Below are 19,982 nucleotides of genomic sequence, written 5' to 3' on the forward strand. Positions count from 1 at the left end.
GAAGCGTATTGCCTATGCCCGGACCGTACCACACACCGCAACCAGCACCAAATGCCGCCCCGAAAATTTGCCGTACCCGACGTCAACTTCGTGGAGCAACTGCCAGTGAACACACGCACACGCTTTGACCTGAGCCTGACCATACTGCTGCCCCTGATCATCGCCGGAGGAGCAGTCTTTGCCCTTGTTGTTACCCATCTTGTGATGGCCCCACAGGCCGTTTCCTCCACGGCGGAAGGAAACCAGCTCTTCTGGATGGCCACCAACGTAGGCGTATGCACTTTCATTGCATCTGCAATTGCAGTGCGCTGGCTTCTCGGCCCCATGCAGGATTTCCTGAAGAAAAGCACAAAGCTGGAAGTATTGGTCCCAATACAACCGTCAGACGAGACCAAAGGCACCAGCCAGCCGGAACTGACACACTTTGGCAACATAATGGCGCAGGTTACCCAGGTACTGGACAAGCTGGAAGCACAAGCCCTGTTTCCCAATATAGTGGGGCAGAGCAAAGCCATGCGCGGCGTTCTCTCGCAAACGCTCAAGGTGGCGCCGACCGATGCGACCGTGCTGCTCCTGGGAGAATCGGGGACCGGCAAGGAACTTTTTGCCCGCGCCATACACGACCATAGCAAACGAGCTTCCGGTCCTTTTATCGCCATCAACTGCGCGGCCATTCCCGACGGACTTCTGGAAAGCGAACTCTTCGGCCATGAAAAAGGCGCCTTTACCGGAGCGGACGCCCGGCGCATGGGGAAATTCGAACAGGCCGACGGAGGCACGCTGTTTCTGGACGAAATCGGCGACATGCCTCTGGATACCCAGGCAAAAATTCTGCGCGCCATGGAAACGGGCCAATGCGAGCGCGTTGGTGGCAACTCGCCGGTACGTTTCAACGTCCGTTTCATAGCGGCTACAAACCGCGATCTTTCCCAGATGATGGAAGAAAAGAAATTCCGCGAAGACCTTTACCACAGGCTCAATGTCTTCCCCCTGCAGCTGCCGCCCCTGCGGGCAAGGCAGGAAGACATACCGCTGCTGGCGACACGTTTTCTCGACGAGGCGGGCGAAGGCTGCGAAATATCTTCCGAAGCACTGCAAACCCTCATGGCCGCCCCCTGGGGAGGCAACGTGCGCGAACTGAAAAACTCCCTTGCGCGGGCCGCCGTACTCTGCGGCAACACGTGCATAACTCCTGCCCACCTCTCCGTACGCATCGAGTCGCAGAATCAGGACATTGCCTTCCAGCAGGTCGAAAGCCGGGGGCTGGATAACTGGCTCGGCGATATGGAAAAGGCTGCCATCATATCCGCTCTGACACGCTCTGGAGGCGTTCAGGTCCGTGCGGCCGAGATACTCGGCATCAAGGAACGCAGCCTCTGGCACCGGGTAAAAAAATATGAGGTGGATCCCACTGCTCTGCGGGGAGATGCAGCCTCTTTCCTCGCTAAAAAGGCTTCAAAAATTGAAGAATAGCCTCCATTTTTTGGAGGATGTCGCGCATGACCACTTTTTGCAAAATAAAAATTATCAATAAACAAAGTAAATTAGAGCATTTTCACCTACAAAATTGCCATCTTGGCACATTTAGTGCTTAAAAGAAGCCAGCAACGGCACATGACGTTGAATAATTGACGAGCATTTCAGTTTCAGGCGTCATAAATTGGCTTTATTTATTGAATGCTCCACACAACGTGCACATAAAACCATTTATTGGAGGACGAAATGCAAAAGACAAGGAAAAGTAACCAGCAAGGCTTCACCCTCATCGAACTCATTGCCGTGATGGTCATTCTCGGCATTCTCGCTGTGGTGGCCGTTCCCAAATATATCGATCTGAGTGAAAAAGCCGCTGACGCCCAGGTTCAGGGCGTTGTCGGTGCCATGAACTCGGCCATTGCTCTGGACTTTGCCAAACAGGTCGCCGATGGCCAAACATACGCCGCACCCAATGATTTAGTGGCGGTTAAGGACCTCCTGGCAAACACCCCCGGCGGTGCCACCGGTCCCTGGCACGGAATGACCAGTAGCGGTGCAGTCACCATCAGCGGACATGCATACACTCTGTCGCTGACCACGGCAACCGGACAACTGATCCCTGCTGTCAGCTTCACTAAAGCTGAGCCGCAGCCACAAAGCAACAGCTGATTTGAAACAGCCTTAGCCTACTACAACAATTCGGTTCCCGGCTCTCTGTCCAAAGGAGACGCCGGGAACCATTCCACGTTACGGAATGCACCTGCAGCGGAATCGCCACAACGAAACGTTCCATCATGCCGTTCCCCGGCACGACGAACAATGCTCCAGATGAGGAGACGATTCTTCCCGAAAAAGGGAAACAACCGGTAGAAGAGAGACGCTACGCAACAATTTGCAATGAGCAGCACCCGTCACATTTCCCACCTCCACCGCCTACGGTTTTTCCGCAGAGAAACCGGCTTCACTTTCATAGAACTCATTGCCGTCATGCTCATTCTCGGCATCATGGCGTTTGTTGCGATCCCCCGGATGTTCAGCACCTCCCAGATCAATGCGGCTGCAGAGTCCGAAGCTCTCAAGCTCGTGCTCCGGTATGCCCAAACACGAGCCATGAGTGATATCGTCCCGTGGGGTGTTGTTATCGAAGCGAACAAGTATACCCTCTACCGCCTCACGAGTCCTTCCACCAAGGAATCCATCCCTGGAACCAACTCCTCGGAACACACTTTTCCTTCCGGCGTCAGCGCCACCCCCAGGACCATCCAGTTCGATCCGCGGGGGCGTCCGGTAAACGGACAACAAGTGCTGACCGCAAACCAGACGGTCACGGTCAACGGTTCGGGCAAAACCATCACCATCACGCAGCAAACGGGGTTCATCCCATGAAAACCCGCCGCCTGCACGCAACCGTACACTCTGGCCATTCCGCGGGCTTCACCCTCATCGAGCTGGTCCTGACCATTGTGGTCATTGCCATACTTGCCGCCGCCGCAGTACCCTACATAACCGAGGGTACCGCGCCTGTTGTGCAAAGCGTCGCGCGCCTGAAGGATTCACTCCTGCTCAACGCGGTCATGGAAAACATCATCGTCGACTTCGAGGCGCAGCCGGACGCGGTTCAGGCGGTTGAAGACTTCCACCAAAGTCACATCAGCAATACGGATTATGGAGAGGGGCTCGATGACGGCGCGGATTACCCGTATCAGGTTATTGAAAACAATCTGATACGCTTTGCCAACGGCGGAGAAACAAGCTCCGGCGTTACCATGGAAAATTGCGACGGTGTGCGGCTAACCATAGCCAGTTCGACAAACCAGGGCCTGCGCCTGACCTATTTTTTCCCGGTGGATTGAATGAACGGTAACAGGAAAGAACACGGCTTCACGCTCATAGAGCTCATCTGCGCCATAGTCATTCTGGGCATTATCGGCGTCGGGGCGGGCTTGGGGCTTACCGCATTCATGAAAAGCTGGGTTATAACAAACGAAAACGCGGGGCTCAGCCAGAAGACGCAATCCGCCATGGCGCGTATGCGGGTGGAGCTGTCGCACACCCGGGTCACCGACTTCGAGATCGGCAGTGCGACACAAATCAAATACACCCCCATATTTTCGGATGAAGAGACACCCAAGGAGCACACCATCAGCCTTGCGTCGCAGCAGCGTGCCGTCACTCTCGACAACCACACTCTGGCAGATCAGGTCAGCGGACTTGAGTTCAAATATTTCGAAACCTTTGACGGCAGCGCAAAAAGCACGGTCACCCCGAAGACCAAACTGGTGCAGATCAAATTGACCATGACCGGGACAAACAATACGCCCCATATCTTCATCACCCGGGTAAAACTGGCAAGCGGCTCGTAAAACGCCGGAGCGGTCATGCAGCACATCCTCCATTTTATCCAAAATCTCTTTCCGGCAACCGCCGCCAGGACATCCCAGCGGGGATCGGTCCTCTTGGGGGCTATCGCCGCCATGGTCATCATAGGGGCCATCGGCGCGGGCATTCTCAGCGTATCCAAGACATCCGCCCTCAACGAAATTGAAGCGACCCGACGCAGCAATGCCGCCTACGTGGCCCGCTCGGGATTCAACTACGCACGCGAACAGATCAGGCGCGGCGAAAATCCAGACAGCCTGAACGGCAAAACCATTTCTCTGGGGTCGCAGCAGAGCTTCACCCTTTCGGTCGAAAAGGTCGACGGGACAAGCCAATATTCCGTAACCTCTGTCGCCACCCTTTCCCCCGGGGCAAAAAGCTACACCACCCGTGCCACGTACTCGGGCAGAGTGGGCGAGCCTTCCGACATCGTGGACAGCGACGACGGCGACTTCCACGACATGCGCTTTGTAGGCGACAATATCCGCCTGGAAGACGGCAACCTGACCATGGGGAAGCTGGGCAAAGGGAACAATGCGCAGAGCGGACAGTACCAGTCCGGAGCCGCCTGGTACACGGGCTACGACGCCGGAGCACGGCACGGCAAAACGTCGTTCAAGTACGGACTCAGAACCTATTTTGAATTCAAGTTCGCCCCGCAATCCACGGGCGACGGCTTCGTCTTTGTGGCACGCAGTGCAACAGGCGACGCCACATCGTTGGATCTCGGCGGCGACCCGAAAATGGGTTCGCTTCTGGGATACGGCGGCCCCGGTCCCGACGACAGAGGCATCCCCGCCCCTAAATTGGGAATGGAATTCGATATTTACGACAACAGCGGAACCGGAGATATCTGCCGCCCCGGCAGCCGCAACGACCAACTTGTCGGCAACAGCAGCCACAAGACCTTCTACGATCATATGGCTTATGTTTTTTGGGGGGAGCATCCCACCAGCTGCGGCAGCAACAAGCCTCTTATCTGGACCTACGACGACAACAAGCACGGCGCAGGAACGGAAGGAAGCCACATTTATCCGCAAAACCCCATCTCGGAATCCGGCTATTACTACAATACATCCGCCAGCAATTGGCTGAAGCGGGGCACCACATATTACTGCCGGGAAGAAATCCACCGCAGCCTCAAGCCCAATGCGGACGGCACCTATACCTACCTGCTCAAGACCTGGATTACCGACACGCCGCCGACGGAAGATTATAAAAATGTACGCGAGGACTATAAGGCCGACTCTCCCACGCCCGTGCTGACGCACACCATAACCCTGGACGAAACCAGACATAACGCCCTGGACAAGATTTTCTTCGGCTTCACCTATGGAACGGGAGTGGAAACCGAACTCGTCACCGTAAACGACTTCAAACTCGCCATCCGCCAGGAAGAACCGGGCCCGCAGCTCGATGACTATGTGGGCTACTGGCCTTTCGACAATTACGCATACAACCCGTACAGTTGGAGATACGAGAGTACGCCGGATGTAAGCGGCAACGGCAACGACATCTCGCTATCGGGTGGCGCGGTGCCGGGCAGTGCCCACATTGGTGCCACACTGTGCACCTTTTACCCAGGGTATTGGCTCGGGTATGCGCTCTGCGAATATCCCAGCAACGTCCTCAGCCTGACGGATGCCGGTACGGTGATGGTTTGGGTATCCCTTGCGGACAACACGGGCGGCACGCTGGTCCGGAAACTGGACACCCTCAAAAAGCATCTCTACTCATCCCGGTTCATCTATTCCCTGGATACGGACCATGCCCATTGGGGCAACAACAGCTCTGTATATTTTAGCGTGGGCAACAGGGGAAGAATCGCCACGGTCGCAGTGCACAACGTACCGCTGGTGCCCGCTCCATACACGCTGATTGCGGGAACATGGGACAAAAACGCGGGGAGAATGGACCTGTATATTCTAAGCCAGCGGGCCGTGGGCATATACATGCACAACTCGGCCAGCCTGAACTTTTCGGCAGGGGCCGGCAACGGAGAACTGTTCGTCGGTGAAAACCCGCAACATGGCCAATTTCATGGAAATCTGGACGAGCTGTACATATACAACCGCGCCCTGACGGAAGAAGAAATAAAGACCTACTATCACAAGTACTATCCGACGCCGTAATCTGCGCGCCCGTAGACTGTGTGTATTTTGCAGGACGCCCTGAAAGCAATCGCTTTCAGGGCGTCCTATCTTTTGCGCAACGCAGTGCACAGCACGGTATCACGCGACAGCATCAGTTTTTGTGATGCAACAATACAAGGGGGGGCGACACGAGGGCAACCGAATGCCAGTGCACGCGAGAAAAGACCTTAGAATATGTCTGGGAAACGGCTCTTACAGCACCATCTTCAGGTACCAGTGCCAGATTTCATGGCCGTACAGGATGAAGACCATTGCACCGAAGCTCAAAAAAGGTCCAAAGGGTACTGCAATCCGACCCACACCACCTTCCTCGCCCTCTCGGCTCCCGGGACGCAGAGCAAGAAAAGCAATGCTGCCGACCAACGCGCTGCCCGCTGCCAACAGAATAACCAGCGGCAACGCCTGCCATCCCAGCAGCCCGCCAATAAGCGCTATGAGCTTTACATCGCCCAGCCCCATGCCCTCGACTCCGCGCAACCGCTTGTAGAGAACCATCAGCAGCCACAACGCCCCCGCGCCTGCGGCAGCTCCGATAAGCGCGGCCTTCCAGGGCAATCCCAAGATAAAAATCGAGGCGACAAGCGCCAAAACCGTTCCCGGAAGCGTGATGATGTCCGGCAGGATGAACAATTCGAAATCTATGGCCGATGCAACGATGAACATGCCGCCAAAGACCATGAACACCAGCCAGGGCGCTGTGAACCCGAATTTGATAGCCAAAAGCAGCGCCCACAGGCCGGAAATCAGTTCAACAATGGGATAGCGAGGGGAAATCGGCTTTTTGCAGCCGGAACAACGGCCGCGCAGCATCAGCCAGCTGAGAACCGGCACCAGCTCCCAGGCCTTCAGCTTTTTAAGGCAATGGGGGCAATGCGAGGCCGGAAATACAATGGACTGCCCCGTGATGTACCTGTGGATGCAGACATTGTAGAAACTTCCCAGCACAAGCCCCACCACAGCCGCTGCCAGCCACCATGCAGTCAGAAATTCAGTCATCAAGCCCCCCTTCCATTCGGCCTACAGTATATTCCGCCGGATATGTTCGATTTGAATTTCAATTTCTTGGCAAAACGAATTGAAAGTGTCGTACCTTAGTTAAGCTTTGCATCCCCCGCAACATCAAGACGTCATTTCGGACAAAATATAACAGCCCTCTCCTGACTACCCAGCCGAACCTTCACCACTTCCGGCAGCCCGAAGACATTCCTTGCTTCCCATTTTTCTTGCCCGGATTTCTTGCCGGTAGACGGGGCATCCTCTATATTCATGCAACCAACGCCCTGCGAGGAGATATATTTCATGGCCCAGATAACAGCTTTTTTTCAGTTGCTGCACAAAAACAAAGGTTCCGACCTCCACCTTTCCAGCGGCCAGCAGCCGTTCATCAGGCTGCACGGAGAGTTGGTACGGGTGACGCACAAGGAACTTTCGGACCAGGAACTGAGGGAAATCCTTGCTGAAATTGTTCCCGAAGAAAAGATGAGGGAATTCGATTCCACGGGCGATGTGGACTTTGGCCTGGAAATACCGGATCTGGCCCGCTACCGCGGCAACCTGTTTCGCCAGTCCAGAGGAATTTCCGCCGTATTCCGCGAAGTGCCGCAAATAATCGAATCCATCGACGCTCTGGGGCTTCCCCCACTGCTCAAAGAACTTGCCATGCAGCCGAAAGGACTGGTGCTGGTAACGGGCCCCACGGGCAGCGGCAAATCCACAACCCTGGCCGCCATGCTGGACCACGCCAACGAAGAACGGCGCGACCATATCATCACCATTGAGGACCCCATCGAGTTCGTTCACCAGCCCAAGGGCTGTCTGATCAACCAGCGCGAGGTCGGACGCGACACCAGGGATTTCAAAACCGCACTGCGCGGAGCATTGCGCGAAGACCCCGACATCATCCTGGTGGGAGAAATGCGCGACCTGGAGACCATCCAGCTGGCCCTGGAAGCTGCGGAGACCGGGCATCTGGTCCTTTCCACGGTCCACACCATTTCCGCAGCCAAAACCGTGGACCGCATCATCGAGGTATTCCCCGCCAACATGCAGGCACAAATCCGCACCAGTCTTGCGGATTCCCTGCGCGCCATCATCTCGCAGGTGCTTTTCAAACGAAAAGATCGGCCCGGTCGCGTCGCCGCCCTGGAAATTCTGACCGCCACTTCTCCCGTCCGGAATCTCATCCGCGAAAATAAGACATTCCAGCTCACAAGCGTTATCCAGACAGGCAAGGCAAACGGCATGCGCCTGCTTGACGACGACATCCAGACGAGCCTGGAAAAAGGATATATCTCGGCGGAAGACGCCCATGCCCAGGCCTTTGACAAGGATCGTTTCAAGCCGTTCCTCTCCTCCTGAAGCTTGCCTGCCCGGTCAAACGCCTACTTCGGGAGTTGCCGCAGACAATACTGACAGCCCTCAGTTGTACTGCTCGCCTCGCCGGTTGCAAAAATTTCGGGGCATGCTTTTATTACAAAGCATGCCCCTCTTTTCAGTACAAAGGCTAAAAAATCCCGCAAAAAACCTCACCGCTTTTGGGCAAAAGGCCATTGCACGGGCTATCATTCCCCGGCAAACAACTGCCCGGCAAAATACGTATACCCTTTATCCACCGCGTAATCGTACGGCTGGTCCCAATGGAACCTGGCGCTCATGGCCATGTGCGGCAGGCTGATGAACTTTTTGGGCTGTTCCAATAGCGGCTCGTAGCAAGGATCGGCCACGATGCAGTCCACGGAAGGATCGTTCATGAGGTCGGCAATTTCCTGTTCGCCGTCCGTGCAGCTGTCCTGCCCGCCCCGCTCAGCAAACACGGCAACACGACCTTCCGCCGGTTTGAACAACGGTTCGTCCGGAGTAACTGAGACCACGTCAACCCGCCCGATGCCGAAATCGGCGCGCAGACAACGCTGAATTCCATAGCTCATGACCGGTTCGCCAATGACAAGGGCGTGGCGAACCGATGCTGTCCGTTCCGGCGATGCTGCGACGGGAACGGCCTCTGACCGGAGCAGCGCCGACAGTTCCTTCCAGCCCTGCCGCCCCACCGGCATGCCCACCACGTACGGAATGCCATACTGCGCGTACATGTAATCCGCCAAAGCCACGCCGCTGGACGATATGACAAGGTTCACTCCCGCATTAGGGGCCTTGCGCACGGCGTCCAGAGGGTCATCTTCCTGCCGAAACGGAGAAAGCACGCTGTTCAGGGAAAAGCCTGCCTGCTCTATGGCATCAAACAAGGGAGTCAGTCGCTCTTCCCTGCCAGTGGAAAGATGCACGGCCCCAACCACGTTGATACTGTTTTTCGTCTTTTCCTGCGGCTGGCCCATGAATTTCTGGGCCAGAGCCACCAGGGCCTTGCCTGCGCCCTCGGGGTATGGCTCGGAACCGGCTGTGGGCACCATGAACACGGGCAGCCCGGTCCTGGTTTCCAACATTCGGCTGAAGCCCTTGAGGTCCGTACCAATGATTTCCGAGATGGGCGTACCGGCCAGGACGATAAACTGCCGCTCCAATTGCGTGGCGACCTCGGCAATATTGTCGATAAACTTGTTCTCGTTTCCCAAAATGACGTCCATCTCCAGCAGTCCGGCCCCCACAACCGTGGCCGGGCCACGGTACCAACGCGGCTCATCCTCGATATTGATGTGCCAGGCCCCGCCTGCCGGTCCGTAAACAACCACCAGGCCGCCGTACGAATACAACGCGGAGCTGACGCCGAAGTAGCCCGTGGCAAGGGGAAGAAGCTTGTGATATATTTTCATGTTCGCCTGTTCCTTGCATCAGATGAGAAAGTCATGGTGGTAGATCCACTCGTAATTCGCCACCGGGTTGGTCAACGCCGCCCGTGTCTGCTCCAGCATCCAAAGGGTGTTCTCGTAGCCGTGCATCTGCTCCTGGTAGCGCGAAAGGGGCACATTGGCCGCCTTGGTGCAGAAGATTCCCGCGTCCACGCCATAGGCCAGGTCCACATGGTCGAAGGGAGCAGTTTTCCCGCACAGACTGGGATGTGAAGCATTGAAGGCCCGGATGTCCGGGGCAATTTCGCGCAACCGCTCAATGTATCCCCACTCGTAGGGCTTAAAGGTCCCCCGCGCGAAAATCACGTCCACTTGCAGCCCGAATTCCACCAGGGCCGTGGCCAGTTCCCAAGGGCTTCCGTTGATGCTGCATCCCACGGCAATGGTCTTGCCCTTTAAATCCTCCAGCAAAGGAGCTGCGGCTTTTCGGGCCTCGGCCTCGATACTTTCGGTGTCCAAAGAACGCCCGATGGTTGCGGCAATGCGATCGTAGCATGTGGCAATGGAAGAAAAACCGTACGAGGTGGGAACAAAGGCGGAGGCTATGCCCATCCCCTTTTCCATGCTGCTGTTCAAACCGTTGGCCAGCGGATGCAACACCAGGGACGAGCCCGCGTGCGCCATTTGCGCAAACTGCTCCAAGTCGTCACACAGCGGAATCTGATGGACTTTGGAAATGCCCGCACCATGCAGCACCCGGTACAACTCGCCCGAATCCGACAGGGGCATGAAGGTTCCCAAAAGGTTGACGGCATCGGGGTCCGGCTTGCGCTCCACGTGTTTTAAAAAATCATAAAACGACGAATACGCCGAGGTGAAAGGCGAGTCTTTAAGCCCGATGGTTATGGGAGCCATGGCCCCCAGGATGATGTGTTTTCCCGTCTGCTTTTCGAGCCGCTCGATGACGCCGGTAAAATCCGTGCCCAGAATATAGTCCGGACAGCAGACGATGAGAAAAACCACCTTTTCCTCGCGCTGGGCGGCAATTTCGGCAATGCCTTTCTCCACGATGTCCAGATGCCGCCCCAGGGTCATGTCCAGTTCCGGGGTGCAGAGCATGAAGAACCGCTCTGTAAACCCACGGGCGTGGGCCATGAAGGCGGAATGGCGCAGGCAGGCTGACGGGCCAGCCATGATGCACACGGCTTCGGGCAACAGCAGGCAGGTTTCCACCACGCCCCAACCGGCCAGGTTCGGCCCCACGCCTTCCAGCCGGGCAAAGGGAAAATCCTCCCTGCTTTTCAAATCTCCCACTCTGATGCAGGTCTTTTCATTAGGCATGGGTTTCCCCCGCAGCATATTCCTGTACAGGAACCGGCCCGTCACCATGGGCAAAGGACTGTATGGTCCGGGCAAGATCGAAAAAACAGGCCGAGGTGGGCAGGCTGGGGTCGCCCTCCACAATCGTCTTGCCCTGCTCTTCATAGGTGTGGATGTTCCGGTCACGCGGGATGATGCCGATGATGGACGTATCCATGGTCCGGGCAAATTCCTGCACGCGCTCCACTTCGTCGGGCATGTCCCGCCGGTTCAAAATAAGACCGCCCAACTTGGCATAATGACGGTCCGCGAAGTTGCGCAGAGCCAAGATGATGTTCTTTGCGGCCAGAAGCGCCATCTTCTCGCCCGAAGTGACGATGAACACCATGTCGGCAAGGCCCTCCCGCATGGGCACGGCAATGCCACCGCACACGATGTCCGCCATAATGTCGTAAAAGACCACGTCGGGTGAGTAGGTCCCGTAGGCGTCCATCTCGTCCAGCAGTTCAAAGGCCGTGAGCATGCCCCGGCCAAAGCAGCCGACGCCGGGCGACGGTCCGCCCACTTCGAGGCAACTTACGCCGCCAAAGCCCTGGCGAACGATGCTGTCCAGAGTGTCGGGCTTGCCGTTCTCCTGCATGTATTGGAGAATTGGAGGCGCGGTCTCTCCGCCCAAAAGGTTGATGGTGGAATCACTCTTGGGATCGCAGCCTATCTGCATCACCCTGTTGCCGTCCGCAGCCAGTGCGGCGGAAATGCCGGAGGTCACCGTGGATTTGCCGATGCCCCCTTTTCCGTAGATAGCGATTTTAATCAAAACTGCCTCCCTGCATCTTGAGTGAATCACCCTTGCCATCGGCAAGAGTGCGCCCTGCGCGGCGCAATACGTTTCTGGCTTCGTCGATTGTGACGTAGCGCTTCTGGGTCGTAATCTGAAATTCGTATTCGATCTTGTCTGCCTTGCTTTTGCGGAATGGATTGCAATTGGGCATGACCACGTTTGCCCCGCCCTGGACGAAGGCCCGGTATTGGCCGTCCTCCGGCAGCAGCGTCGCCACGGTGTTGGCTGCTGCAAGGTGCGTATTCCGGGTTACAATCCGGGCCAGGGCAAAGACCCGCAGCATAAGTTCCGGATCGCCGGCCGGATTGTCGCGCAACGGTGTGTCCGCATGGGGAATAAACGGGCCGATGTTGATCATGTCCGGCTGGAACTCTTCAAAGAACTCAATGTCCATTGCAAGGTCCTCAATGGTCTGCCCCGGCAAGCCCACAATGTTACCCACCCCGACCTGATACCCCAGCTCGCGAAGGGCACGGATGGTTTCGAGCCGATCCTTGAGCCGCAGCCCGGGACGCATGACCGAATACAGCTTCGGGTTCATGGTCTCGTGCTTCATAAGGTAGCGGCTGGCCCCGGCCTCGCGGAAGGCACGCATGTCTTCCAAGGGGCGCTCGCCAAGGCTCAGGGTAATGGCCACGTCGGCCTGCTCCAGAATGCGCCGGATGATGGAACACAGCGATTCACGCGTGTAGTGGTAGTCCTCGCCGGATTGCAGCACCACGGTCCTCAGGCCGCTTTCGGCAATTCCCAAGGCTGTTTCCACTATCTGGTCCTCGCTCATGCGGAAACGCTTGGTCTTGGTGTTGCTTTTAAGCAGCCCGCAGTACAAATCCTCGCGGCAGCAATAGTTGGAAAAATGGACCACCCCACGCAATTGCGCCGTGTCGCCGCACTCTTCCCGGCGCACCGTGTCGGCCCGGTCAAACAACGCCTGCTGGTTCTGCTCGTCGCGCAGCAGGGCTACAATCTCCTTCCTCTCCATATCCACGCCATCCTTGCGGTTCGTTAAAAACGACGGACCGTTGCCCGTCAGGCAACCTTCACGGAAATAATACGGCCCGAATCGCCGTCTTCTATTCTGACATCACAGGCATTGCAGGGGTCGAAAGCACGCACGGCGCGCATGACCTCCAAGGGTTTTTCCCTGTCGGCAACAGGCGTCGAAGCCAGGGCCTGTTCCAGCGGGCTCGGCGTTCCGTCCGAACTGCGCGGAGAAAAATTCCAAAGCGAGGGGATAAGGTAGTCGTGTCCGACAATACGCCGCTTTTCCAGGCGTACCCGATGGACCAGCGCCCCTCGGCCCACTTCCGTAAATCCCAGCCCTTCGCCCGATTCCGGTGTGCTCCAACCGGCCTGACGCTTGGGGTTACCGCTTTGCAGGCAGGCGTCCAATTCATCCAGCCACTTCAAGGCCGCATCTGCCACAACCACGGATTCCAGGCCGCGCGAGAGCATCCTGCCCACAGTGGAATTCAGGGCAGGCAGTTCCAGCCCGGCCCACTGCAGGGAATCGTTTACGAGCGTTCGTACCCCGTTCTCCACGGCGGCATACGCCCCCATAATTCGGGAAAGAGGACCGACCTCGCAGGCCAAGCCGTCGTAGCGTGGCACGGATATCCATTGGAACTTGTCGTTGGCCCAGTGGTATGCTGGTTCTTCGGTTCCAAAACGCAGTCTGTAGCGGTTGGAGTCGGACGGATCCCAAGCAGGTTTTTCCGTTACACAGACCTGTTCCCAGGCCACTGGCTGCGTGGAAATATCCCGGCCCGGAAAAAACACCCCTTGTGGAAAGAGGCACGTTCCCGGTCTCTTTTCGGGAAACTCTCCCAGAGAAAGAAAAGATCCGCCCTGCCCATTACCAGTCTGGCCGGTCGCGGCTTCATGCCGATACGTCCGCCCCACCAGCAGCGCGTCCGACAAAAAAGTCTGGCGGATAAACTCCCTGCAGCGCTGCACAATGTCGGCACAAGCCGTGCGAGCCTGGGACGAAAGGTCGGGCCCGTCGCCATTTTCGGACAGCCCACCTATGCGATACGAAGGATGCGCCGGGCCGGTACAGCGCAGAAGTTTCAATGCCTGTTCCAGTTCGGAACGAATTTTCAAGGCTTCAAGGCAATGGCTGAAAACCAGCAGGTGCACCTCGGGCTCGCCCGCAAAAGCTGGGTGGTCCCAGTCCCCCACGGCAAAAAACTCTCCCCCCTCGCCCTCTGCCTGGGCTCCCAGCCTCTCCAGCGCCTCGCGGTAAAAATCCCCTCGCCCCCCAGCGGGACGGGGGCCGGTACAGTCCGCCAGCCGCACCGCCTTGGCCGGATCGGCCCGCAAGGCACGTCCCAAATTCAGCCAATGCGACAGGGAAAAATGATAAAAGTGCATCAGGTGGCCGGAAATAAGCCGCAGGCCCTGGGCCAGGTTGCGCACCAGCCGGGCAACTTCGGGCGGACGGACACCCACAAGGTTCTCAATGGCACGTACCGCGGCCAGGGAGTGGCCGTCGTTGCAAATTCCTGTGGCCTTGTTCGCCAACTGCGGCGCGCTGCCCTCAAGTTTTGTGCCCAACAAAAAATTCATGCTCCGGACCATCTTTCCGGTACTCCAAGCCTCGGCAATCTGCCCGTGGGAAAGACGCGCACTAATGACGAAAGTATTTTCCACGCACACCATTCTCGTCCGCTGTTCCCTTTGCATTGGCCTGCTCCCTCCCGTCCGTGCGGACAGGCTGTTTTCCGTTTCAGCTTCCGGCGCTTGCAACCGCTCCGGTGTCCGCGGATTCCTGTCCCCCCGAGACCGCCCCGGCAGGGGCCTCGGCCAATGCCTGGATATAGGCTTCCCGTGCCGCCGGAAACGGCTCCAGCGCACGCGGCAGCACTCCCTGCACGTACGAAATAGCCAGCCCATAGTTGGTCATGGGCACTCCCTGGCTCTGCGCCCGGTAAAGCCTGGTGAGCATCTGCTTGCGGTTGAACACGCAGGCCGCACAATGGATAACAAGCTTGTACGGGGTCAGATCCTCGGGGAAATCCCGGCCCGCCAGATTGGTAATTTCAAGGTCTCCGCCTGCGTACTGCCGGAGCCAGCGCGGAATTTTCACCCGCCCGATGTCGTCGGCCAGGGGGTGGTGCGTGCAGGCTTCGGCAATAAGAACCCTGTCGCCGGGACGCAGGGCTTCTATGGCCGCAACGCCCTTTGCCAAGCTGGACAAATCGCCCTTGAAACGGGCCATAAGGATGGAAAACGTGGTGAGCTGCACATCGGGTGGCGTATCCGCGGCAGTCTTGAGCACGACCTGGGAATCGCAGATCACGATCTTGGGCTTGCGGTTCAGGCGGGCCATTGCGTCACGCAACTCCCGCTCCTTCACGACCATACAGTAGGCGTCACTATCCAAAATATCGCGGATGCTCTGCACCTGAGGTAAAATGAGCCTCCCTTTGGGCGCGCCAAGGTCGATGGGAACCACCAGCATGGCAAGTTCCCCTGCGGGCACGAGGTCGCCCAGCAGTCGGGGCTTGGCAAACCAGTCGTCCGGCGCCAGCCCGGTCAGGGTTTCCCGTATCTTGTCAATGCCCCGGCCAAGAAGCGCAGAAGTACAAACAACCGCCGTCTTCGACGCGCCCAAAGCGTCCAGCGTATCCTGCGAGGGCTTTTCCAGGTCGTCCTTGTTGCACACCACAGCATAAGGAATCTTGCGCTCGGCAAAAAGCGAAGCCACGCCTTCCTCGTACTCGCCCCAACCACCGGATTCGGTCACCAGCAGAGCCACGTCCGTCCGGTCCAGGGCCTTGAGCGTCCTCTCCTTGCGCTGCTCGCCCAAGGCTCCCTCATCGTCTATTCCGGCGGTGTCGATAAACACAACCGGCCCCAACGGCGCAAGTTCCAAGACCTTTTCCACCGGGTCGGTGGTGGTTCCGGGCGTTTGGGAAACAATGGACACCTGCTGGCCGACCAGCGCGTTGAGCAGCGACGACTTCCCGACATTGCGGCGTCCGTAGATGCCGATATGCAGCCTGAGTCCCTTGGGCGTTTCATTCATTGCGGCACGTTCCTCTTTTCATGGACATAGAAAATTCCTTTGCCTTCTCTCCTGCCTCAGCGGTGTCCCAGGCTGGACATGTTCTCCACGGAAAGCAGCCTGTCCAATTCACCCTGGTCGAGCAGCCCCGTATCCAGCACGACATCACGCACGGACCGGCCGGACGCGAAGGCCTCGGCAGCTATCTCCTCGCACCGGGCATAGCCCAGGCGCGGCACCAAAGCCGTAACCACGGCCAGGGATTTTCCCAGATGTTTTTCGCAGACTGCGGGGTTCGCCTCCATGCCGCACACGCAGCGGCGGGCAAACATCTGATTGGCCCGGACAAGCAGAGCCAGCCCGGAAAGCAGATTCTCGGCCAGAAGCGGCAGAAAGGCGTTGAGTTCTAGCTGGCCGGATTGGGCAGCCAGCCCTATGGCCATATCGTTGGACATCACCTGAAGCGCGGTCTGGGCCACGGCCTCGCAGATAACCGGGTTGACCTTGCCGGGCATGAGGCTGGACCCGGCCTGCATGGGGGGCAGGCGCAATTCGCCAAGGCCAGCACCCGGCCCGGAAGCCAGCAGCCGGAGATCCGAGGAGACTTTGTACAGATTGACGGCATGGGCCTTGAGAATGCCGGCAACCTCCACAAAGGCGTCCGCATTCTGGGTGGCGTCCACCAGATTCTCCGCCCTGGACAGCCCCAGACCAGTGACCTCGCGCAGTTTTTCCACCACAAGAAAGATGTATTTGCGGGGAGCGGTAAGCCCGGTGCCCACGGCAGTGCCCCCAAGGTTGACCACGCGCAGCCGTTCCTCGCACTTGAAGACACGCCAGCGGTCCCGCGAAAAACACTCGGCCCAGGCGGAACACTCTGCTCCCAGGCTCATGGGAACCGCGTCCTGCAATTGGGTGCGGCCTACCTTGAGCACGTCGCTGAACACCTTCTCCCGCTCCTGAAACGCCGTTTGCAATTCGGCAATGGCCTGTTCCAGTTCGTGCAGAAGAGCCATGGCCGCCACCTTGATGGCAGTGGGATAGACGTCGTTGGTGGACTGATGAAGATTGACGTGTTGCAGCGGGTCTATTCGGGCGTATTCCCCTTTCCGGCCTCCAAGAATCTCCTCGGCGCGGTTGGCGACCACCTCGTTCATATTCATGTTGGTGGAGGTTCCGGCCCCGCCTTGCAGGGCATCGACCACGAACTCCCTGCGTAGGCTTCCGGCTGCGATTTCCTCGCAGGCCTGGATGATGGCCTGGGCTTCCGGGGCGGGAAGGTATCCCAGGTCGCTATTTGTCCGGGCGCAGGCCAGCTTTACCTGGGCCAACGCGGTAATCAGCTCCGGCCTGGAGGGCCGACCGCTCAAGGAAAAATTTTCCAGGGCACGCGCCGTATGAATGCCCCAATATGCGGATTCAGGAACGTCCTTTTCGCCAAGGCCATCCCGCTCCCTGCGGCTGTCTTCGGCCGTATCCGGCCGTTCCTCCAACTGGCGGGACATTTTTTCATTACAGCCAGTCACGGAAGCTCCCTGCAGATGGATTTTTAGAAAAAGCGGACCAGTGCCTCCGCTGGACCCGGCATTCCGAATACCGCTTCACGCTTCTTTCCCATTATTTTCGTAATATTTAAAAATAAGTATGTTTGCTTTAAGTTGCACCTTACAGAAAATCGTATGCATGTAAAGAATCTGTATGTAAAATATGTACTACTAAAATATCGAAAACATCTTTCAAGAGCCTTCAAACAAACGGTTTTAGCCCCCCGCAAAAAACGAAAATTAAATTTAAGCATGGCATTGCTGAAGCTGTGCTTTTTTTGAGACAGAAAATAAAAATTGTAAAAAAGGAATCTTCCTGAAGGAATCTCCCTGAGAGTAATCTCCCTGAGAGTAATCTCTCTGACAAGTGGCAGAGCTCAAGAGATGGACAAGACCTGAAAGACCATAGAAATGGCAGAAAAGCTGGTTACAAAGGCTGGTTCAGAAAAAAGCGATAATATTTGTGTTGGCAATTCATAACATTTTGTCAGTCTAACATATTTGATTCGTGCCACTATTAGACAAATAAAAACTCAATAAAAAGATACTTTAATCTCAGATAATACAACGAATTAGACCAAAATATATTTTCCGCCCTTTCCTCTCGTCTTCTGTCCCCAATACCGGAGGGAAAATATGCATACGATTAAAAGGCCTTACCCTCCTTTGCCACAGCAACCTCCCAACGAGAGGGGCAAAAAAAAACAAGGCTGGGACGTATGGCCAAAAACGGAATGCACAGAAAAGTTTGTGGGGCACAGCATGGCCATGGGGCAGCTGCGTCATTTCCCGCCCGCCTTTTCTCTGCTCACAGCCAGGAACACAAAAAGCCACTCTCAACATCCTTGCGGAACAGCGAAAGCGGCTTTGAAAAAACCTTATGCGTGGCGATTCTCCACGTCCCGGCAGAAACGCCCGTCAGTTGCGGGAAAAACGGAGGCGCTGCCTCTCCTCTTTCAGCACAAGCGTTTCATAGCCTGCCTGCCTATGCTTTTCCATATCCCTCTCCACCATGCGGGCAAATCTCATGGTGTCGTCCTGGGCGAACGGTATATGGTAAACAACCACATGACGGGGCTTGAAAATATCCGCGATAACGCGTTGACCGGCGGGATTGTGATAAAAAATCGGATTCACGAACACGGCGTCCAACGGCACATCGCCCAGCGCTTCCGCAAAATACTCAGGTACGTAATCGGCGTCTCCCGTAAACAGAAGACGCACACCATCCAGGTCCAGAAGATAGCAGTCATTACGAATATGCTGATATTGCGGCCCCATGTGCCGTGTACCGATGGCGGTGATTGCCAAGTTCCCCGCAAGTGCAAAGGAACTGCTCTCTCCCGGTTCCAGACTCAAGCCATGGCAGGAAACGCCAACCTCCCCGGCAGATTCGAACAGACGCGTCAGATCCGGCGATCCCCCTTTTTCCGATGGAAGAAATATCTCCTTTGCCGGTCGTTGCCGAAGCTGTTCCAAAACGAGTTGCGGCGTAAAGTGGTCGGGGTGCTCGTGGGTAAACAGCAGGTAGTCGAGATTCTCGAACCCGTCCGTTCCTTTCTTCAGATGCTGCAAATCCAATTCGGAAACCTTGCTGAACGGAGGACCGTCCTCGTGATGGATTCCGTCCACAAGCACACCCACACCGTCGCATTCAACCAACACTCCCGCATTGGCAATAAGGGTTACATCCACAAAATGGTTCACTTTCACTCCAGCTGCCATACGAATTGCACTACATATAAAGAGCCCACAGGTGGGACAAAGGCATGACCAGCACAAATGCGGGAATCATATTGCCCACGGGAAATGGCTTGATGCCACAGATTCGAAACCCTGTAGCCAACATGATGAGCCCACCGCAAGCGGAAAAGTCGGCCAGCATGTCCGGTGTGGTCAACGGTAAGATCAGTTGTGCCGCCAAAAACAGCAGCCCCTGCACGGCAAACTGGGGAATAACCAGAATGGCAACCGTAAATCCCATGGTGGATGCGAAAATAGGCGCGGTAAATAAATCCAGTATGGACTTGACGATAAGCAGGGTGGAATCTCCCGTCATGCCTTCCGTCAGGGCACCGTAAATACCCGTTCCGCTCAGGCTGAAAAGCACCAGCAGCGCAACGAACTTGTCGAGAAACTCTTCCTGACTGATACCACCGGTGGGCCGGGATATCTTTTCGATCAACTTCCGGCTCAGCCCTGCAAAACGCTGAATCCCGCTTTCCAGCTGCACCACCTCTCCGAACACGGAACCCAGCACCAACGCCAAAACCACGGGCGCAAGAAACTTCACCTTGATTATCATGGCAATGCCCAGCCCCATGGATGCGCATCCAAACACCATGGGCATTCTCTCGCGCATGGCTGGTTTGAGCTTTGGCCCCAAAAAACCACCAACGACACTGCCCAAAACAAGTGCCGCACCATTTATATACGGACCGATCATAGTATCTGCCTTTCTTGGCGGGCGAACCTCGGCGCTCCCCGCCAATATATTGAATAGATGATAGAAAACAC

General features: G+C 56.7%; 17 protein-coding genes. 7 read left to right on the forward strand and 10 right to left on the reverse strand.

The features are described 5' to 3' along the window. Positions 1 to 105 precede the first annotated feature (105 nt). The 6 genes from ACI0FJ_RS07155 to ACI0FJ_RS07180 all read left to right on the forward strand — a co-directional run bounded on the left by ACI0FJ_RS07155 (position 106) and on the right by ACI0FJ_RS07180 (position 5,987). Entirely contained in the window at positions 106 to 1,473 is a 1,368-nt protein-coding gene (locus ACI0FJ_RS07155; protein WP_424301027.1) for a sigma-54 interaction domain-containing protein, read from the forward strand. Positions 1,474 to 1,722: 249 nt separating this feature from the next. After that, positions 1,723 to 2,145 (forward strand): type II secretion system protein, encoded by a 423-nt coding sequence (locus tag ACI0FJ_RS07160; protein WP_424301030.1) that lies wholly within the window; start codon positions 1,723 to 1,725, stop codon positions 2,143 to 2,145. Positions 2,146 to 2,373: 228 nt separating this feature from the next. Next, positions 2,374 to 2,862: a pilus assembly FimT family protein gene (locus tag ACI0FJ_RS07165; protein WP_424301033.1), complete on the forward strand. Its 489-nt coding sequence runs from the start codon at positions 2,374 to 2,376 to the stop codon at positions 2,860 to 2,862. Further along, on the forward strand, positions 2,859 to 3,329 hold the full coding sequence (locus ACI0FJ_RS07170) for a prepilin-type N-terminal cleavage/methylation domain-containing protein (RefSeq protein ID WP_424301036.1): 471 nt from the start codon (positions 2,859 to 2,861) through the stop codon (positions 3,327 to 3,329). The genes ACI0FJ_RS07165 and ACI0FJ_RS07170 overlap by 4 nt, the downstream gene beginning before the upstream one ends. After that, entirely contained in the window at positions 3,330 to 3,839 is a 510-nt protein-coding gene (locus ACI0FJ_RS07175) for a PulJ/GspJ family protein (RefSeq protein WP_424301038.1), read from the forward strand. It abuts the gene before it with no gap. 15 nt (positions 3,840 to 3,854) lie between these two features. Further along, positions 3,855 to 5,987 carry a LamG-like jellyroll fold domain-containing protein gene (locus tag ACI0FJ_RS07180; protein WP_424301041.1) on the forward strand — a complete coding sequence of 711 codons (2,133 nt, stop codon included), beginning with the start codon at positions 3,855 to 3,857 and terminating at the stop codon, positions 5,985 to 5,987. A gap of 213 nt (positions 5,988 to 6,200) precedes the next feature. Here ACI0FJ_RS07180 and ACI0FJ_RS07185 read toward each other — a convergent pair whose 3' ends face one another. Beyond that, positions 6,201 to 7,004 carry a prepilin peptidase gene (locus ACI0FJ_RS07185; protein WP_424301044.1) on the reverse strand — a complete coding sequence of 268 codons (804 nt, stop codon included), beginning with the start codon at positions 7,002 to 7,004 and terminating at the stop codon, positions 6,201 to 6,203. 303 nt (positions 7,005 to 7,307) lie between these two features. Here ACI0FJ_RS07185 and ACI0FJ_RS07190 point away from each other — a divergent pair, with 303 nt between their 5' ends. Then, complete coding sequence (locus tag ACI0FJ_RS07190; protein WP_424301047.1) at positions 7,308 to 8,366, forward strand: type IV pilus twitching motility protein PilT; 1,059 nt, start codon at positions 7,308 to 7,310, stop codon at positions 8,364 to 8,366. Between the two features lie 203 nt (positions 8,367 to 8,569). Here ACI0FJ_RS07190 and ACI0FJ_RS07195 read toward each other — a convergent pair whose 3' ends face one another. The 9 genes from ACI0FJ_RS07195 to ACI0FJ_RS07235 form a co-directional block, all read right to left on the reverse strand. After that, positions 8,570 to 9,775, reverse strand: a complete 1,206-nt coding sequence (locus ACI0FJ_RS07195; protein WP_424301050.1) for a nitrogenase component 1 — start codon at positions 9,773 to 9,775, stop codon at positions 8,570 to 8,572. Between the two features lie 18 nt (positions 9,776 to 9,793). Continuing rightward, positions 9,794 to 11,092: a nitrogenase component 1 gene (locus ACI0FJ_RS07200; RefSeq protein ID WP_424301053.1), complete on the reverse strand. Its 1,299-nt coding sequence runs from the start codon at positions 11,090 to 11,092 to the stop codon at positions 9,794 to 9,796. Then, the gene (locus ACI0FJ_RS07205) at positions 11,085 to 11,888 is read right to left on the reverse strand and encodes an AAA family ATPase (protein WP_424301056.1); all 804 of its coding nucleotides are present in this window, start codon (positions 11,886 to 11,888) and stop codon (positions 11,085 to 11,087) included. The genes ACI0FJ_RS07200 and ACI0FJ_RS07205 overlap by 8 nt, the downstream gene beginning before the upstream one ends. Continuing rightward, complete coding sequence (gene hydE, locus ACI0FJ_RS07210; RefSeq protein WP_424301059.1) at positions 11,881 to 12,894, reverse strand: [FeFe] hydrogenase H-cluster radical SAM maturase HydE; 1,014 nt, start codon at positions 12,892 to 12,894, stop codon at positions 11,881 to 11,883. The genes ACI0FJ_RS07205 and hydE overlap by 8 nt, the downstream gene beginning before the upstream one ends. A 47-nt stretch (positions 12,895 to 12,941) precedes the next feature. Beyond that, positions 12,942 to 14,597: a nickel-dependent hydrogenase large subunit gene (locus ACI0FJ_RS07215; protein WP_424301062.1), complete on the reverse strand. Its 1,656-nt coding sequence runs from the start codon at positions 14,595 to 14,597 to the stop codon at positions 12,942 to 12,944. Positions 14,598 to 14,640: 43 nt separating this feature from the next. Further along, complete coding sequence (gene hydF, locus ACI0FJ_RS07220) at positions 14,641 to 15,942, reverse strand: [FeFe] hydrogenase H-cluster maturation GTPase HydF (protein WP_424301065.1); 1,302 nt, start codon at positions 15,940 to 15,942, stop codon at positions 14,641 to 14,643. 56 nt (positions 15,943 to 15,998) lie between these two features. After that, positions 15,999 to 17,447 (reverse strand): aspartate ammonia-lyase, encoded by a 1,449-nt coding sequence (locus tag ACI0FJ_RS07225; protein WP_424301068.1) that lies wholly within the window; start codon positions 17,445 to 17,447, stop codon positions 15,999 to 16,001. 936 nt (positions 17,448 to 18,383) lie between these two features. Next, entirely contained in the window at positions 18,384 to 19,172 is a 789-nt protein-coding gene (locus ACI0FJ_RS07230; protein ID WP_424301071.1) for an MBL fold metallo-hydrolase, read from the reverse strand. A gap of 28 nt (positions 19,173 to 19,200) precedes the next feature. Continuing rightward, positions 19,201 to 19,911, reverse strand: coding sequence for a DUF554 domain-containing protein (locus ACI0FJ_RS07235; protein ID WP_424301074.1), 711 nt, complete (start codon positions 19,909 to 19,911; stop codon positions 19,201 to 19,203). Positions 19,912 to 19,982: the final 71 nt, after the last annotated feature.

The organism is Desulfovibrio sp. 7SRBS1, from assembly GCF_049723905.1.
Lineage (GTDB): Bacteria > Desulfobacterota > Desulfovibrionia > Desulfovibrionales > Desulfovibrionaceae.

Excerpts from the sequence above, each read along its gene's own strand:
- ACI0FJ_RS07160 (WP_424301030.1), top strand. The coding sequence starts at position 1,723 with ATGCAAAAGACAAGGAAAAGTAACCAGCAAGGCTTCACCCTCATCGAA.
- ACI0FJ_RS07165 (WP_424301033.1), top strand. The coding sequence starts at position 2,374 with ATGAGCAGCACCCGTCACATTTCCCACCTCCACCGCCTACGGTTTTTC.
- ACI0FJ_RS07170 (WP_424301036.1), top strand. The coding sequence starts at position 2,859 with ATGAAAACCCGCCGCCTGCACGCAACCGTACACTCTGGCCATTCCGCG.
- ACI0FJ_RS07175 (WP_424301038.1), top strand. The coding sequence starts at position 3,330 with ATGAACGGTAACAGGAAAGAACACGGCTTCACGCTCATAGAGCTCATC.
- ACI0FJ_RS07180 (WP_424301041.1), top strand. The coding sequence starts at position 3,855 with ATGCAGCACATCCTCCATTTTATCCAAAATCTCTTTCCGGCAACCGCC.
- ACI0FJ_RS07185 (WP_424301044.1), bottom strand. The coding sequence starts at position 7,004 with ATGACTGAATTTCTGACTGCATGGTGGCTGGCAGCGGCTGTGGTGGGG.
- ACI0FJ_RS07190 (WP_424301047.1), top strand. The coding sequence starts at position 7,308 with ATGGCCCAGATAACAGCTTTTTTTCAGTTGCTGCACAAAAACAAAGGT.
- ACI0FJ_RS07195 (WP_424301050.1), bottom strand. The coding sequence starts at position 9,775 with ATGAAAATATATCACAAGCTTCTTCCCCTTGCCACGGGCTACTTCGGC.
- ACI0FJ_RS07200 (WP_424301053.1), bottom strand. The coding sequence starts at position 11,092 with ATGCCTAATGAAAAGACCTGCATCAGAGTGGGAGATTTGAAAAGCAGG.
- hydE (WP_424301059.1), bottom strand. The coding sequence starts at position 12,894 with ATGGAGAGGAAGGAGATTGTAGCCCTGCTGCGCGACGAGCAGAACCAG.
- ACI0FJ_RS07215 (WP_424301062.1), bottom strand. The coding sequence starts at position 14,597 with ATGCAAAGGGAACAGCGGACGAGAATGGTGTGCGTGGAAAATACTTTC.
- hydF (WP_424301065.1), bottom strand. The coding sequence starts at position 15,942 with ATGAATGAAACGCCCAAGGGACTCAGGCTGCATATCGGCATCTACGGA.
- ACI0FJ_RS07235 (WP_424301074.1), bottom strand. The coding sequence starts at position 19,911 with ATGATCGGTCCGTATATAAATGGTGCGGCACTTGTTTTGGGCAGTGTC.